This window comes from Solibacillus sp. (assembly GCF_040273735.1).
Classification (GTDB): Bacteria; Bacillota; Bacilli; order Bacillales_A; family Planococcaceae; genus Solibacillus.
On sequence record NZ_JBELZM010000006.1, the window covers coordinates 84,900 to 100,221 of the forward strand.

Below are 15,322 nucleotides of genomic sequence, written 5' to 3' on the forward strand. Positions count from 1 at the left end.
CCTGTATAAGGTACCGTTTTGAAGAGTCATACTTTAAACTGCTGAATTTCCTGTTGAAGTGTTTGAGCATTGTCGCTTAGTGATACGGCTATTGCATTTACTTGATGCATTGTAGCGGTTTGCTCCTCTACTGCTGCAGCTACCATCTCTAAGTTACTGCTTGATTCATTTGAGCTTTGTGCAATTTCATTAACCGATGCCGTCACCTGCTCTGCACTTGCAGAAAGCTCCTCGGAAGTAGCTGAAATTTCCTGGATTTGCATTGACATTTGCGTCACTGCATTTACGATCGATGTAAACGATTCCCCGGCGTTCGAAATAATCTTCACACCATCTTCCACAGAAACTAACGACTCTGTTACCGCACGTTCAACATTTTCCGTATCTGCTTTAATTTCAAGTGTTAAGTTAACTATTGAGTTGGCGGATGATTTCGATTGCTCGGCCAGCTTCCGCACTTCATCTGCTACGACTGCGAACCCTTTTCCATGTTCTCCGGCGCGCGCGGCTTCAATCGCTGCATTTAATGCCAATAAATTCGTCTGATCTGTAATCGATGTGATAAGTTGGGAAATATTATTAATTTCCTCTGTTTGCTGCGCCAGTTTTTGCACTAGAGCATTTACAGAGTTTGTTGACGAACTGATAATACTCATTTGTTGTTGGGCATCATAAATAATTTGCCCACCGTCTTTAGCTGTCTGTGTCGCATCAACCGAATTTCCAAGCAATTTTTGCGTTGATTCCGCTATACGTTGTACGCCTGCTGCTGTTTCTTCCATTGCACGGGCACTTTCATTTGATGCATGAGCAGAAATTTGTGCTCTTTCAGCTGTATCATTTACGCGCACCGTTACATCTTCCGTCGTCGCCGATATTTCTTCGGTGCTTGCCGAAAGTTCCTGTGCTGCGCCGTTTACTTGCTCTGAATTAACCTGAATATTTTTGATCAGGTTCGATAAATTGTTTTTCATCGAATTGAACGCATTGCCTAACTGGCCAATTTCGTCCTTCGTCTTCACTACAATATCTTGCTGCGATAAATCCCCTGCTGCAATAATATTTGCTTCATTTACAATACCATTCAATGGAGAAATAATTGTTTTACGAATATATACCATAACAAGTATGCCGATAAGAACACTGATAGCTAAAGCAATACCGGCAACTAAAACAGAGAAGGCAAATGAATCATCTGTTTTCGTATTAATCGCATCGAGCTTATTTTCCTGATACTCTACCATTTGAGCTGTTGCATCGAACATTCCGTCACTTGCTGCGCGCAGCTTTGTATTAATAAAACCGTTTGCGAGTATTTGATCTCCCCGTTCGAAAGCATCCATCATATCAAGATAACCGTAATTAAAGTCATCCCGGTATTTGATGATTTGTTCCATCAGTTCTTTCATCGTATCGCTTGATACTAGTTTACTTAAATGTTCAATCTCCTGATCCAGTAATTCGTTGTACTGCTTAAAGCTTTTGGCAGATTCCTCTTTTCCATCAAAAACAAATGCCCGCGCATACATCCCTTGCATGGCAACGTTAAAACGGATTGTGTCTAAAGAACGAATCTGCTCAACCCGGTAGTCGAGTGCTTCATCCATATTTCCTTGTATATTTTTCAGACTCATATAGTTAAGTACTACTGTAATAGTAATTAATATGATCATTATAATTAGTGCAGCATTTAACCTTTTCCCTACACTCATGTTGATTCCTCTTCTCGTTGGTCATTTAAAAGAAATTCCAATGTCGCCTGTCCTAAAACTTTTGCAGCAACAAGCATTGCCCGTTCATCAAAATCAAACCGGGCATGATGGTGCGGATATACCGTTTCCCACTCCGGATCCTTTGCTCCTGTAAAGAAGAAAGTTCCTGGAACATGCTGCATATAGTAGCCGTAATCTTCTCCAATCATAAATGGAGGACAAACGGAAACCTTTTCAACACCTGATGTTCCGTTTGCTATTTGGGCAACAAATTGTGTTTCGGCTACATGGTTAATTACGGGAGGGTAACCATCGAAATATTCAAAACGGTAGTCAGCATGCATTCCTAAACATGTCGCTTTCAATAATAATTCGATTTCCTCTTTCATCTGCTTTCGCACTTGTTCATCAAAGGCACGAACAGTTCCTTGAATTTTTACTGTATCCGCTATGACATTGAACGGATTAACCGCTTCAAATTGCCCGACCGTCACTACACCCGATTCAAGCGGTGCAATGCGGCGTGAAATAATTGTCTGTAATTGTGTGACAAAGTGTGCACCAACAACGATTGCGTCAACCGAATGCTGTGGCTCTGCACCGTGTCCTCCCTTTCCTTGAATCACAATTTCGAATCGATCTGCTGCTGCCATAATGGCTCCTTCTCGTACAAGCACTTCTCCTAAGGGAGTCGGTGCCCATAAATGTGTTCCGAAAATTACGTCTACACCGTCTAAACAGCCATCTTCAATCATTGCCTTTGCCCCTCCTGGAGCAAGCTCTTCTGCATGCTGATGGATAAACACGATATTGCCGGATAGATGTTCCCGCATTTCTGTTAATACTTTCGCCAAGATAAGTAATGTTGCCGTATGACCATCATGGCCGCATGCATGCATCACTCCATCATTTTTTGATTTATAAGGAAAATCATTTAGTTCCTGAATTGCCAATGCATCAAAATCCGCACGTAAAGCTACTGTCTTCCCTGGATTTGCTCCTTTTAATGTAGCTACAACTCCACGGCCTCCAACATATTCTCGAACTTCCAAACCTAATTCACGGTGGAAATTGGCAATATATGCAGGTGTATGTACTTCGTGATGGGATAGTTCCGGGTGCTCATGTAAATAGCGTCGAATAAATACCATCTCTTCAAAATTTTCTTCTAACTTTAATAATAATTGGTCCATTTTCCTTACCCCTTTACTCTCTTACTTTATAACTATACAATAAATTCAAATAATTTAGATAAAAGATTTTATTTTCCTAACAAAATAATAAAAAAAGCATATACTTCCATTTTAAGGAGTATATGCTACGAATTTTATTGAGTCTTTTTTACTACTGTTGTTATAACCATAATCCAGCCCACTAAAAAGAATACTCCGCCAATAGGAGTAATAGCCCCGAGTACGCCGATTCCTGTTAAAGCTAAAATCATTAAGCTTCCTGTGAAGAATACAATACCTGCATTAAAGCAGAACATCGCAATTTTCAACTGCTTCACTTCACCGAAAATTGCTTTTGACATTAAAATACCAACCAAAATAAGTGCTGTTGCATGAAACATTTGATATTGGATTGCTGTATCCCAAATGCCGGCACTGTAATCATCGAGCAAATCTTCCAGTGCATGTGCTGCAAAGGCGCCTAATGCAACTGCTAAAAATCCATGAATTGCGCCAGATATTATTGAACCTTTCATTTCTTTTACCTCTTTCTTTTTTAATCCAGGTTACATCCCTATAATAGGGGGATTCCATTCCGCAAGGGCGTTTCTCTCTGTTAAAAATCAAACAATGAGTCGCCGTTTGCATCGTCTTCTTCAAGCTTTTGTGCTGGAATTGCAACCGGTTGCGTGTATACAGGTGACGAGATCGTTGAACTCATGCTATTTATGGAAGCAGGTTTTGGCGAACTGATTTTTTCGTCTAAAACGACATCACATAGCGCACGAATTGCCGCCAGCTTTTCACGGGCTTGTTGTTCTGTTGACGCATGTGCTGCTTCTGTTGTCAATTTTTCAATTTGCTTAACAATCGATTCATACGTAATCATCGCTTTTGCCCACCTTCTCTATTTTTCGGTACAAATTTTAAGCAGTCCATTCCCGAAGACTGTTTTACAACGAGAGATGGCAGCTGCTTCGTTTTAAAGCCATATGCTGTGCAACCGCGCGGATTAAACTGATCCCATGTCACACGAAAATGCTGGCATTTAAAGCAATCTACTTTCATTTGCCGTTCCCTCTCTTTCTATCAATACTTTATCATGCTTTCAGGCAAAAGTTTAGCTTGTTTTCCTATTTATTCGTTAAGCACCAGTCAATCGGCTGCTGACCTAAAGACAGAAGTGCTTCATTTGCTTTTGAATATGGTTTGCTTCCGAAAAAGCCGCGGTGTGCGCTTAATGGACTCGGATGTGGAGATTGTAAAATAATATGGTTGTCAGAAATTCGTTCAATTAAAATCCGTTTACTTTGTGCCGGTTTTCCCCATAATAAAAATACAATTGGCTGTTCACGTTTCGCGAGGTTTTCAATAATAGCATTCGTAAATTGTTCCCAACCTTGCCCTTTATGGGAATTTGCTTTGCCTGCTTGTACAGTTAAGACGGTGTTTAATAATAATACGCCCTGCTTTGCCCACGACGTTAAGTCCCCATGCTCCGGGATTTCGCAGCCAATGTCCTGCTGCAGTTCCTTCATCATATTTTTTAGACTCGGAGGCAATTTTTGCCCTTTTTCAACCGAAAAACTTAATCCATGTGCCTGATTCGGACCATGATACGGATCTTGTCCTAATATGACTACTTTTACATTATCGTAATCCGTTAACTGGAGAGCATTAAAAATATTCTCCTTCTTCGGATAAACTGTTTCTTCCATGTATTGTCTCTCTAAAAATGTTTCAAGAAGTTTATAATACGGCTGCTCTACTTCTCGAGCCAATAAATCTTTCCAACTATTCGTCAACTGTTCCATCATAATTTCCACCTCATTTTAAACGCTATTGAATTTCATGCAGAAGTTCAAGTAATTTTTCTGGCATTATAGATTTTTCGTTTTCTGACTATTTTTATATAGTCAGCTAGACGTTATACTTAACCTAATTATAATTCGAATTTTCACTTTAAGGAGCTATGCTATATGACACTTAAAAAAACTTTAACGATTGCCGGTTCTGATACTTCTGCAGGCGCAGGAATGCAGGCCGATTTAAAAGCCTTCCAGGAACATGGCACATACGGAATGGTCGCATTGACAGTTGTTGTGACAATGGATCCGAAAACTTGGAGCCACACAGTGACACCACTACCGACTGAATTATTGCAGAAACAAATTGATACAGCCCTTTCAACAGGTGTCGATGCCATTAAAACGGGCATGCTTTCAACTGAAGAAATTATTCAAATGGCCTCAAAAGCGATTCAGGCTTCCGGTACAGATAAAATTGTCATCGATCCTGTAATGGTTTGCAAAGGCGAAGATGAAGTATTGAACCCTGGCAACACGACAGCAATGATTAAATATTTATTACCCTATGCAACAGTTGTCACACCTAACCTTTTCGAAGCGGGACAGCTGGCAGGCACAACAACGCCGAAAACAATCGAGCAAATGCAAGCTGCCGCTGTGAAAATTCATGAGCTTGGCGCGAAAAATGTTGTAATTAAAGGTGGAAAAGCCTTAGTACATGATAAAGCCGTTGATTTGTTCTATAATGGAGTAGAATTTAAATTATTAGAAACAGAAAAAGTTTCTTCTACTTATAATCATGGGGCAGGCTGTACTTTTGCAGCGAGTATTTGTGCAAACTTAGCAAATGGTCTTACTGTTGAGGAATCGGTTATTGAAGCGAAAGAATTCGTTTCAGCGGCGATTAAACACGGTTGGGCTTTAAATGAACATGTTGGACCAGTAATGCATGGGGCAAAACCACGCTTCGGTGCACCTGAAGTTACTGTTACAACAATTCCAAATTATGTTAAAGCATAATGCATAAAACTTCTACAAGTAGAAGTTTTGCCTCCGGCGGATGTTACAGATTCGGCAAGGAATTCTTTGCGTCAACGCAAAGCCGAATCCGGACGCAATTACGCTGAGGCGTACTTGATATAGCTGCGTCACACAAGAACTCGATTCTTGTGTGACTTTTTCGTTTCACAGTCGAATATATTTGACTATACTATTAATAGAAAGATTCGAAAGGAGTTAATAAGAGTGATGAAGGAAGTAAATACTAACGAGCTCCAGGAATTAATTAATTCTTTTGCGAACAAAGACGTTTTTATTCATCTAGAAACTACAAATGGCTCTTATGCAACACATTACAATGAAGGCTTTTTTAATGCAGGCGCATTTATCCGAAATGTACAAATACGCTATGAATTAGGAAAAGTTGTAGGAGACGCACCGCACCGTGTCGGTCTTAAAATGCCGCATGGCTGGGTTTACGCGCAAGGAATTACACATTTTGAACTGGATGATCAGGGCCGATTACTAATGGCCGGTTTAGATAATACTGGAAAGCTGGCGGTTGCATTGGAAATCAGCGAAACGCCATTTGCTTATTAAGGAGGTCGCTTATATGACATTACAAGAAGAACGTCACGTTTTAGTCGTTTATCCGCATCCGGATGATGAAGCCTTTTCAGTTGCAGGTACATTACGCTTATTCCACAATATGGGAGTTCCTGTTACATATGCTTGTTTAACATTGGGCGAAATGGGACGAAATTTAGGAAATCCTCCATTCGCAACACGCGAATCATTGCCTGAAATTCGCCGAAAAGAGCTGGTGGATGCATGTGAAGCAATGGGTATCGGTGATTTGCGTATGATGGGTTTACGTGACAAAACAGTTGAATTTGAAGACGATGAAAAAATGGTCAAGCTCGTTAATGATTTGATTGTCGAGCTGAATCCATCACTAATCTTCACATTTTTACCTGGCTTTGCTGTCCATCCTGATCATGAAGCAACTGGGCGCGCTGTTGTTGAAGCGGTACGTCGTATCGATAAACAGTATCGCCCTCGTATTTTAGCTTGTGCATTTGCGAATGACACAGTCGAGAAAAACGGTGAGCCGGATGTTACAATCGAAATCTCGTCTGTCAAAGCAGATAAGTTAAAAGCTTTAAAAGCGCATGCTTCTCAAACTGCCTGGATGATACAAGACGCAGAAAAACGAGTAGATACCGGTGATGTCTCACTAGATAACTGGTTAAGCCACGAAAGGTTTTATACTGTAACATTCAATGATTAATGTATATTTATAATTTCAAGGACGTTTGCATATTTTTGGATTTGCAGGCGTCCTTTTTTCTCTTATTCATCTCTTGTATTTTTATTCGGTTCAATTTTAGCTTATTTCTTCAAAAATATGATGCCTATTACGTCTAAACCTTTCGCCTGCCTAATTATATTCATTTTTTAATCAATATAGTTTTCAGAAATATTAATCTTTATGTAAAACAGTAGACAAATGAATATTCACGTTTTATAGTGTATAAATATTCAAACTAACAATCAAAGAGGTTATCATATATGAAAACAAAATTTTCTTCTTATACTTGGTTTCTGTTTATTGCCCTTTCTGCACTTGGTGTGTTTTTATTTATTACACCAATTAATACAGAAGACGGCATAAAAGTACCGATTGCGATTCTTGCGAACTTTTTGGCAGGTAAAGTGGAGCCATTCATCCACTGGTTCGCACTCATCGTGTTTATTATTGCAGCGGTAGGATCTGTCGTAATGCAGTTTATTCCGCAAAAAAAAGAGCAACGAACACTAGTTGATTCATTATTCCGTGTGAACTGGTTCTGGACAATCATGCGTGTGCTTGCAGTAATTTTTGCAAGTATGTTTCTTTTCCAAGTTGGTCCTGAAAGCTTAACGAGCGAAGTAACGACAGGTGTGCTAATTGATCCCGCAACTGGTCTTGTAACGTTTATGTTCGTGCTGTTTTTATTCGCAGGGTTATTGCTGCCGCTATTAACAGATTTCGGTTTACTCGAGTTCTTCGGTTCAATGATGGTGAAAATTATGCGTCCCCTATTCAAGATCCCAGGCCGTTCTGCCATTGACTGTCTCGCTTCTTGGGTTGGCGATGGCACAATCGGCGTATTACTTACAAGCAAACAGTATGAAGAAAAAAATTATACAGGCCGTGAAGCAGCGACAATCGCGACAACTTTCTCGGTCGTATCGATCACATTCTGTTTAGTCGTTGTTGAAACAATCGGCATTGGTGATTACTTTATCGAGTTTTATGCTTCTGTCATTCTTTGCGGATTAATTTTAGCATTCATTATGCCTCGTATTTATCCGTTAAAACAAAAGGCGGATACTTTAATTGATGGTTCACACGTTCCTGCAAACCGTGAAGATGTACAAGAAGGCTATAATGTATTCTCCTATGGATTGCACAATGCTTTATCGAAAGCTGATTCTAACCGTAACTTAGGTAAAATGATCAAAAACGGTTTTATTAATGTACTGGAGATGTGGTTTGCGGTTACACCAATTATTATGGCGTTCGCCACAATCGCATTAGTGTTAGCCGAGTTCACAAGCTTCTTCCGTGTTCTAGGAATGCCGTTTGAGCCAATTTTAGCGCTTCTGCAAATTCCTGAAGCCGGCGAAGCTGCACAAACGATGATTGTCGGTTTTGCGGACATGCTGTTACCTTCAATTTTAGGTGCTGGCATTGAATCCGAAATGACACGCTTCTTCATCGCGACAGTATCGGTTACACAATTAATCTACATGTCTGAAGTCGGCGGACTGATATTAGGTACGAAGCTTCCATTAAAGCTTTGGGATCTATTCATGATTTTCTTAATCCGTACAATCATCTCGATTCCGATTATCGCAGCAATTGCACATCTTTTATTTTAACTAAACAATAAAGGGCTGCCGGAAAGTCAGATTTTCTACTGACTTCCGGGCAGCCCTTTTTACTATTTACTTCGTGCTTGTGAAGCCACCGTCGATACGAATAACTTCCCCATTAATATACTCTGCTTTTGAAGTTAACAGGAAGGTTACAAGCTCTGCTACTTCCTCTGGTGTACCTAAACGTTGTTGCGGGATTCCGCCTGTAGCATTTTCCTTCATTTGCGGATTTGCTTCATAAAAGGCTTTTACCATTGGTGTTTCAGTCGGCCCTGGTGCAATCGCATTCACGCGAAGTCCGTCTTTCGCGTATTCCGCTACCATACTTCTCGTTAACCCGACAATTCCGTGTTTCGTTGCCGAATATGTAACAACGGAATCCTGTCCAATTACACCGGCGCTTGATGCCGTATTCACAATGGAACCACCACCGTTTTTCAGCATTACTTCCGCCACATAGCGTACACCATAAAGTGCCCCAAGCAGGTTGATGCCGACAATTTGTTCAATTTCCTCAATCGTAGTGTCTAAGTAGAATTTACCGCTGCCGGAAATCCCTGCATTGTTAAAGAAGTAATCAATCGAACCGAAATGCTTCTGTGTTTCTTCAACATAGTTTTTTACTTCCTCAGCTTTTGATACATCCGCTTTAATGAAAATAGCGTCTACGCCATGCGCTTTTACTTGTTCAACTGTTTCGTTTCCGCCTTTTTCACTGACATCCACTACCGCAATATTAATACCTTCCTGAGCCATACGGATGGCTGTTGCCTGTCCTAACCCGCTGCCTCCACCTGTGATAATCGCTGTTTTAGTCATCCCTATTCCTCCTGATTATATGATTTTAGACGCTTGCCAATAAGTTTTTCCTATCCGCAAAATTGTCATGCCACAATAATTTATTTTTCCCCTTTGCTTTTCAACTAAACATTGGGAGGTGATTTACGACTTGGTACATACATAAGCTTTACCTGTTCCGTTCATGGATATGCACTTCAATGAAATTTAGTGTGCGTACCAATTTGAAGGGAATCTTGTCTGAATCAATGCTCGATTTCTCTATTAAAACGCTTTCATTATGGCGTATTGATGAATTTTCATAATTTACAGAATTTTTAAGCCATTACGACATAAATTTATGATAGAATAATATAATCTTTAATCAGATGACGGAGGTTACATGGATATGGGAGTTACTCAACCGAATACGATTGCAGTCGAAAACGTATTAATCGCACATCATTTTTTAAAAGATGTTGTTGTACATACACCCCTGCAATTAAACGAATATTTATCAGAAAAGTATGGGGCAAAAATTTACTTTAAGCGTGAAGATTTGCAGCATGTTCGCTCATTTAAATTACGTGGTGCCTACTATAAAATTAAAAAAATTGAAACTGAGGCTCGTGCATCAGGTGTCGTCTGTGCAAGTGCCGGCAATCATGCACAAGGTGTTGCCTATGCGTGCGCAAAGCTGGAAATTAAAGCGACAATCTTTATGCCGAAAACAACACCGAAACAAAAGATCGATCAGGTACGGATGTTTGGCAGAAGCTTTGTGGAGATTGTGCTGGCAGGAGATACATTTGATGACTCTGCGGAAAGCGCACTTGCCTATTGTGAGCAGGAGAATCGCATTTTCATCCACCCGTTCGATGATGCAGATGTAATGGCTGGCCAAGGAACAGTGGCGGTTGAAATTATGAATGACATCGAAGAACCGATCGATTATGTATTTGGCAGTATAGGCGGTGGTGGCTTAATGTCTGGCGTCTCTTCCTACATTAAAAACTTATCCCCTTCGAGTAAAGTTATCGGTGTGGAGCCTGCTGGTGCAGCTAGCATGAAATCTGCTTTCCAAAATGGAGCAGCGGTTTCTTTGGATTCGATCGATAAATTCGTTGATGGGGCTGCTGTTAAATGTGTTGGGAATGATACATATGAAGTATGCCGTCACTATTTGGATGATATTATCGCCGTTCCGGAAGGCAAAGTATGTACGACTATTTTAGATCTATATAATAAGCATGCAATTATTGCCGAGCCTGCTGGAGCATTATCGGTTGCTGCACTCGACTTTTACGCAGAGCAAATTCTCGGAAAATCGGTAGTCATCATTATTTCGGGAGGAAATAACGATATAGGACGAATGCAGGAAATTAAAGAGCGCTCGCTGATTTATGAAGGGCTGCTGCACTATTTCATCGTAAGTTTCCCTCAGCGTTCTGGAGCATTACGCCAATTTTTAACGGAAGTGCTTGGTCCGAATGATGATATTACAACGTTTGAATATACGAAGAAGAACAATAAAGAAAGTGGTCCAGCATTGGTCGGCATTGAACTTGCACATCGCGAAGACCACGCAGGATTAATTGAACGTATGCACGCAAACGGTTTTGAGTACAAAGAAGTAAATAACGACAGTACACTGTTTGCGTTGCTAGTTTAAAATGAATTATAAAAACTCGATTTTCTCTCGGAGAAAATCGAGTTTTTGCTTTATCTGTCTGGAACTTTTCATTTAGCCTAACAACGCGCGGTCTGAATTCATTTTTTCGCCGCGGATTTGTTCGAACTCGTGCATTAAATCCGGAATCGTCAAGTCCTGTTTACGGTCTTCACCGACTTCCAGGATGATTTGACCTTTATCCATCATAATGAGGCGATTACCCAAATCGAGCGCCTGCTGCATATTATGCGTGACCATCAGTGTCGTCAGCCGGCTTTCCTCGACCAGCTCTTTCGTCAGCTTTGTAATAAGTTCAGCGCGTGACGGGTCAAGTGCAGCTGTATGTTCATCAAGCAGTAAAATCGAAGGCTTCGTAAATGTCGCCATTAATAAACTTAATGCCTGACGTTCCCCGCCGGATAGTAATCCGACTTTAGCCGATAATCGGTTTTCCAAATTCAAATGCAGTTTTTCCAATGATGTTTTAAAAAACTCACGACGCTTTTTATCAACACCGAAGCGCAATGAACGTTTCGTGTTACGTGAATAGGCAATCGCCAAGTTTTCTTCAATTGTCATCGTTGGTGCTGTACCTGCCATCGGATCCTGAAAAACACGGCCGATATGGACAGCACGCTTATATTCAGGCAGGCGGGTTAAATCATTGCCGTTAATTTCGACAGTGCCGAAATCTGGTGTTAACGCTCCGGAAATCATATTCATCATTGTCGATTTTCCGGCACCGTTACTACCGATAATTGTAACGAAATCACCAGGTGCCAAATGCAAGTTAATATTGTCCAGTGCAATTTTCTCATCGGGTGTACCTTCGTTAAATACTTTATTAATGCCATCTAATTTAAGCAAGGCTCTTCCCTCCCTGCTCAATATCTACTTTTGTCTGCTGTAATGCGAGACGTTCTTCCAAACGTTTTGCTTTTCTCTTTTTCTCTTTATATTTCCCTACGATTTGCGGTATTACTAGCGCTAAAATAACGATAACCGCCGTAATTAATTTCATATCACCCGAGTCAAGCCATTTTACACGTAACGCCAATGCGTAAATCATTCGGTAAATTATTGCCCCGGCAATAACTGCAAATGTGACACGAACAATCGATTTTGTTCCGAAAATTGCTTCACCAATAATTACAGATGCCAAACCGACAACAATCATACCTATACCTAAACCGACATCGGCAAACTTTGTATACTGGGCAATTAATGCACCCGATAATGCTACCATACCATTTGAAATTCCCAGTCCTAAAATGACTAATGAATCGGTATTTGCCGAAAAGCTGCGGATCATTCGTTTATTATCGCCTGTTGCACGGATTGCGAGACCGATTTCTGTTTTTAAGAACCAGTCTACTACTAGTTTAATAACCGTTGTAACAATAATCATTAAAATTAAAATTCCCCAAGTTGTTGGAACAGAAGCTAAGCCCATTGATTTCAGTACGTTTGTAATTGCTGAATCAATGCCTAAATTCGACCAGAAAGAGCCGAACGTCGAAAAAACTGTTTCTGAATTTAATAGTGGAATATTTGGTCGGGTTACACCGGTATCTGAGCTTAGCCCCATAATTCGAAGATTAATCGAATAGAGAGCAATCATCATTAAAATCCCTGCAAGCAGCGGATTTATTTTCCCTTTAGTGTGTAAAATTCCTGTCATACATCCAGCAATAAATCCAGCAACTGTTGCGACCAATGTGGCAAGGAGCGGATTATAGCCAAGCACGATCATCATCGCTGCCGTACCTGCCCCCGTTACAAAGCTTCCATCAACCGTTAAATCCGGAAAATCCAGCACACGGAATGTCAAATAAACCCCAAGTGCCATAATTGCATAGATGATCCCTTGCTCCACTGACCCAAACATAGCTGTAAACATCTCGAATCATCTCCTGACTTTTTTAAAAGTTTTAAGCAAGTCAGCCTAAACATTTTATACCTGTTTAGGCTGACTTGCTTTTTGTATAAATAAAAATGAACTATTGTACTTCTGCTTCCCATTCAGGCTTAATTTCCAAGCCTAGGTTTTCTGCAGTAGCTTTATTGATTACTAGTTTCAGGTTAGCCGGGTATGCAGCCGGAACTTCTGAAGGTGTTTTGCCTTCCAATAAAATTTGTGCTGCCATTTGCCCTGCTTCATAGCCGATATCGTAGTATTCGAAACCGTATGCTGCTAAACCGCCGCGCTCTACTGAATCAAGCTCACCGACAATAAGCGGTAATTTGTTTGCATCTGCTACTTCGATTACAGATTCAAGTGCCGATACGACCGTATTATCTGTAATAATATAAAATGCATCTACTTTTCCTACTAGTGACTCTGCTGCCTGACGTACTTCCGATGAAGCAGATACCGCTGCTTCCACAATAGTTACGCCTTCTTTTGCTGCAATTTCTTTCACTGCCGCAATTTGTGCAACTGAATTTTGTTCACCAGCGTTATATACCATCCCTATATTTTTTGCCCCTAGTTCTTTTAGGAAAGCAACTGTTTTCGGCATTGTTTCCGGATGTAAATCAATCGTACCTGTTACGTTAGCACCAGGTGTTGCCATTGACTCGATCAATTCTGCACCTACTGCATCCGTTACCGATGTAAAGATAACCGGAATATCAGAAGTTGCACTTTTTGCAGCCTGCGCTGAAGGTGTTGAGTTCGCGAAAATCAAATCTACATTATCCCCGACTAACTGCTGGGCGATTGTCATGTTCGCACTGTTATCATTGTTCGCAGATTTGTCTACGTATTCTGCTTTAATACCTGCATCTTCAATTGCTTTTTTAAATCCTTCTTTTGCTGCATCTAATGAAGGATGCTCAACAATCTGTGTTGTTCCGATTTTAAAAGTTTTGTCGCTATCTGCTTGAGTTGTATCTACAGCTTCGCCATTTGACGTCTCGTTCGAAGATGTGTCGCTCTCTTCCCCGCCACAAGCAGCTAATAATAAAAGAAGCCCGAATAATAAAAAGGACAGCTTCATTAAATTTTTTCTCATCTTATTTCCCCCTAGTTAACTTTATCGATTTAAAGCGCCGAACTTCATTTCGATGAAGTATTGAAATAATATTACCGCGTCATATTTAGATAGTCAATAACATTTGGAATGTTCTGAATTCATTCTAGGTAATGTGCCTCATTTTGGAATTTAGTTGATACACTTCAAACCGCTAAGCAACGCGGTTTGTTGAACTTTTTACTCTTTACAATTTTTTTGAGGTTTTAATGAAAAAAAAGTACTATATATCTTTACTTTTATTTTCAATATTGCTATGATTGCAGTTGCTTTGCGTGGTTCGTAACCATCCCACGTTAAAAAACTAGGAGGATTTCCATATGAAGGTAAAGTTTATTGCAGCGAGTGCTATTATTGCAGCATTATATATTGCTGTCACAATACTTGTTGCGCCAATTAGCTTTGGGCAAGTACAGTTCCGTATTGCCGAAATTTTTAACCATTTAGTCGCATTTAATCCGCGCTATATGTTAGGTGTAGTTTTAGGTGTTTTTATATCCAATTTCCTGATGTCTTCGATCGGTCCAATCGACTTAGTATTTGGTGTCGGACATACGATTATTACACTGGGAATTTTCATATTCATTTGTAAGTTTGTGAAAAACATTTGGGCTCGTCTAGTTATTAATACAACACTATTTACGTTTACAATGTTTATCATTGCAGCACAGCTGAATATCGTGCTTGGCTTCCCGTTCTGGGAAACTTGGCTGTTTGTAGCATTTGGAGAATTTGTTGTATTGGCGGTTGGAGCACCGATTATGTACACTTTAAATAAACGATTGGATTTCAAAAAATTAATCTAATATCGATTGTTTCACCAGCTGACTTTTTTTATGTCAGCTGGTTTTTTATTCAGCAAAAATGTTTTAGAATTGTTTGACATTTCATTTTTCAGTGTTAGAATAAAGCATAATTCAAATGTTATTTACGGTAGCAGGTTGCGGGAGCGTGACCACCGTTTTCGTTTAGTTGAGCTTAGTTGAGTAAATTGTTGAATAAGAAGAGTAGCATTTACCGTTTTGTCCAGAGAGCGTATGGCTGGTGAAAATACGCCAAAAGGTAAATGTGAATGGGCCTTATGAAAGCTGCTGGCGTTAGTCGGCGGACGGTACCCTGCCGTTATCAGGTTTAAGTGGAAGCAAGGTTTTTTCAGTTGCTTCAAACGAGGTGGCAACGCGGTGCAGATCGTCCTCAGCAAAAGTTAATTCTTTTGCTGAGG

General features: G+C 40.2%; 16 protein-coding genes, 1 riboswitch and 1 other annotated feature. Of the genes, 6 read left to right on the forward strand and 10 right to left on the reverse strand.

Annotated elements, in window-relative coordinates; all coding sequences use genetic code 11:
* Positions 1-26 precede the first annotated feature (26 nt).
* From ABS917_RS08080 to ABS917_RS08105, 6 genes are all read right to left on the reverse strand, one after another.
* The gene (locus ABS917_RS08080) at positions 27-1,712 is read right to left on the reverse strand and encodes a methyl-accepting chemotaxis protein (protein WP_350478527.1); all 1,686 of its coding nucleotides are present in this window, start codon (positions 1,710-1,712) and stop codon (positions 27-29) included.
* A complete protein-coding gene (locus ABS917_RS08085) occupies positions 1,709-2,905 on the reverse strand; it encodes an amidohydrolase (protein ID WP_350478528.1) in 1,197 nt (398 codons plus the stop codon). Before ABS917_RS08085 ends, ABS917_RS08080 begins: the two co-directional genes overlap by 4 nt.
* A gap of 134 nt (positions 2,906-3,039) precedes the next feature.
* Positions 3,040-3,420 (reverse strand): DUF423 domain-containing protein, encoded by a 381-nt coding sequence (locus ABS917_RS08090; protein WP_350478529.1) that lies wholly within the window; start codon positions 3,418-3,420, stop codon positions 3,040-3,042.
* A gap of 80 nt (positions 3,421-3,500) precedes the next feature.
* Positions 3,501-3,773: a YwdI family protein gene (locus ABS917_RS08095; protein WP_350478530.1), complete on the reverse strand. Its 273-nt coding sequence runs from the start codon at positions 3,771-3,773 to the stop codon at positions 3,501-3,503.
* Positions 3,770-3,952: a uracil-DNA glycosylase gene (locus tag ABS917_RS08100; protein WP_079524592.1), complete on the reverse strand. Its 183-nt coding sequence runs from the start codon at positions 3,950-3,952 to the stop codon at positions 3,770-3,772. Before ABS917_RS08100 ends, ABS917_RS08095 begins: the two co-directional genes overlap by 4 nt.
* A gap of 65 nt (positions 3,953-4,017) precedes the next feature.
* Complete coding sequence (locus ABS917_RS08105) at positions 4,018-4,701, reverse strand: uracil-DNA glycosylase (RefSeq protein WP_350478531.1); 684 nt, start codon at positions 4,699-4,701, stop codon at positions 4,018-4,020.
* A gap of 162 nt (positions 4,702-4,863) precedes the next feature.
* On the opposite strand from ABS917_RS08105, the gene thiD reads away from it, so the two are divergent.
* The 4 genes from thiD (at position 4,864) to ABS917_RS08125 (ending at position 8,619) form a co-directional block, all read left to right on the forward strand.
* On the forward strand, positions 4,864-5,712 hold the full coding sequence (gene thiD / locus ABS917_RS08110; protein ID WP_350478532.1) for a bifunctional hydroxymethylpyrimidine kinase/phosphomethylpyrimidine kinase: 849 nt from the start codon (positions 4,864-4,866) through the stop codon (positions 5,710-5,712).
* Between the two features lie 228 nt (positions 5,713-5,940).
* Positions 5,941-6,291 carry a YojF family protein gene (locus tag ABS917_RS08115; protein WP_008404569.1) on the forward strand — a complete coding sequence of 117 codons (351 nt, stop codon included), beginning with the start codon at positions 5,941-5,943 and terminating at the stop codon, positions 6,289-6,291.
* 13 nt (positions 6,292-6,304) lie between these two features.
* Entirely contained in the window at positions 6,305-6,982 is a 678-nt protein-coding gene (gene bshB2, locus ABS917_RS08120) for a bacillithiol biosynthesis deacetylase BshB2 (protein ID WP_350478533.1), read from the forward strand.
* Positions 6,983-7,263: 281 nt separating this feature from the next.
* Positions 7,264-8,619 (forward strand): YjiH family protein, encoded by a 1,356-nt coding sequence (locus tag ABS917_RS08125; RefSeq protein ID WP_350478534.1) that lies wholly within the window; start codon positions 7,264-7,266, stop codon positions 8,617-8,619.
* Positions 8,620-8,685: 66 nt separating this feature from the next.
* On the opposite strand, the gene ABS917_RS08130 is transcribed toward ABS917_RS08125, so the two are convergent.
* Positions 8,686-9,435 (reverse strand): SDR family NAD(P)-dependent oxidoreductase, encoded by a 750-nt coding sequence (locus ABS917_RS08130; RefSeq protein WP_350478535.1) that lies wholly within the window; start codon positions 9,433-9,435, stop codon positions 8,686-8,688.
* Between the two features lie 361 nt (positions 9,436-9,796).
* Here ABS917_RS08130 and ilvA point away from each other — a divergent pair, with 361 nt between their 5' ends.
* Positions 9,797-11,065, forward strand: a complete 1,269-nt coding sequence (gene ilvA, locus ABS917_RS08135) for a threonine ammonia-lyase IlvA (RefSeq protein WP_483316051.1) — start codon at positions 9,797-9,799, stop codon at positions 11,063-11,065.
* A 72-nt stretch (positions 11,066-11,137) separates the two neighbouring features.
* Here the strand turns inward: ilvA and ABS917_RS08140 are convergent, their stop codons facing one another.
* From ABS917_RS08140 to ABS917_RS08150, 3 genes are all read right to left on the reverse strand, one after another.
* Positions 11,138-11,932, reverse strand: coding sequence for an ABC transporter ATP-binding protein (locus ABS917_RS08140; RefSeq protein WP_350478537.1), 795 nt, complete (start codon positions 11,930-11,932; stop codon positions 11,138-11,140).
* A complete protein-coding gene (locus ABS917_RS08145) occupies positions 11,925-12,965 on the reverse strand; it encodes an ABC transporter permease (protein ID WP_350478538.1) in 1,041 nt (346 codons plus the stop codon). Before ABS917_RS08145 ends, ABS917_RS08140 begins: the two co-directional genes overlap by 8 nt.
* Before the next feature lie 100 nt (positions 12,966-13,065).
* Positions 13,066-14,082 carry an ABC transporter substrate-binding protein gene (locus ABS917_RS08150; RefSeq protein ID WP_350478539.1) on the reverse strand — a complete coding sequence of 339 codons (1,017 nt, stop codon included), beginning with the start codon at positions 14,080-14,082 and terminating at the stop codon, positions 13,066-13,068.
* Positions 14,083-14,369: 287 nt separating this feature from the next.
* Positions 14,370-14,414: riboswitch (PreQ1 riboswitch) on the forward strand.
* Positions 14,415-14,420: 6 nt separating this feature from the next.
* On the opposite strand from ABS917_RS08150, the gene ABS917_RS08155 reads away from it, so the two are divergent.
* Complete coding sequence (locus ABS917_RS08155) at positions 14,421-14,906, forward strand: QueT transporter family protein (RefSeq protein ID WP_350478540.1); 486 nt, start codon at positions 14,421-14,423, stop codon at positions 14,904-14,906.
* Positions 14,907-15,085: 179 nt separating this feature from the next.
* Positions 15,086-15,299 (forward strand) — a binding site (T-box leader).
* The last annotated feature ends 23 nt before the right edge of the window (positions 15,300-15,322 follow it).

Coding starts and splice junctions, on each gene's coding strand:
- ABS917_RS08125 (WP_350478534.1), top strand. CDS start 7,264: ATGAAAACAAAATTTTCTTCTTATACTTGGTTTCTGTTTATTGCCCTT.
- ilvA (WP_483316051.1), top strand. CDS start 9,797: ATGGATATGGGAGTTACTCAACCGAATACGATTGCAGTCGAAAACGTA.
- ABS917_RS08155 (WP_350478540.1), top strand. CDS start 14,421: ATGAAGGTAAAGTTTATTGCAGCGAGTGCTATTATTGCAGCATTATAT.
- ABS917_RS08105 (WP_350478531.1), bottom strand. CDS start 4,701: ATGATGGAACAGTTGACGAATAGTTGGAAAGATTTATTGGCTCGAGAA.
- ABS917_RS08090 (WP_350478529.1), bottom strand. CDS start 3,420: ATGAAAGGTTCAATAATATCTGGCGCAATTCATGGATTTTTAGCAGTT.
- ABS917_RS08145 (WP_350478538.1), bottom strand. CDS start 12,965: ATGTTTACAGCTATGTTTGGGTCAGTGGAGCAAGGGATCATCTATGCA.
- ABS917_RS08115 (WP_008404569.1), top strand. CDS start 5,941: ATGAAGGAAGTAAATACTAACGAGCTCCAGGAATTAATTAATTCTTTT.
- ABS917_RS08100 (WP_079524592.1), bottom strand. CDS start 3,952: ATGAAAGTAGATTGCTTTAAATGCCAGCATTTTCGTGTGACATGGGAT.
- ABS917_RS08080 (WP_350478527.1), bottom strand. CDS start 1,712: ATGAGTGTAGGGAAAAGGTTAAATGCTGCACTAATTATAATGATCATA.
- bshB2 (WP_350478533.1), top strand. CDS start 6,305: ATGACATTACAAGAAGAACGTCACGTTTTAGTCGTTTATCCGCATCCG.
- ABS917_RS08095 (WP_350478530.1), bottom strand. CDS start 3,773: ATGATTACGTATGAATCGATTGTTAAGCAAATTGAAAAATTGACAACA.
- thiD (WP_350478532.1), top strand. CDS start 4,864: ATGACACTTAAAAAAACTTTAACGATTGCCGGTTCTGATACTTCTGCA.
- ABS917_RS08130 (WP_350478535.1), bottom strand. CDS start 9,435: ATGACTAAAACAGCGATTATCACAGGTGGAGGCAGCGGGTTAGGACAG.
- ABS917_RS08150 (WP_350478539.1), bottom strand. CDS start 14,082: ATGAGAAAAAATTTAATGAAGCTGTCCTTTTTATTATTCGGGCTTCTT.
- ABS917_RS08085 (WP_350478528.1), bottom strand. CDS start 2,905: ATGGACCAATTATTATTAAAGTTAGAAGAAAATTTTGAAGAGATGGTA.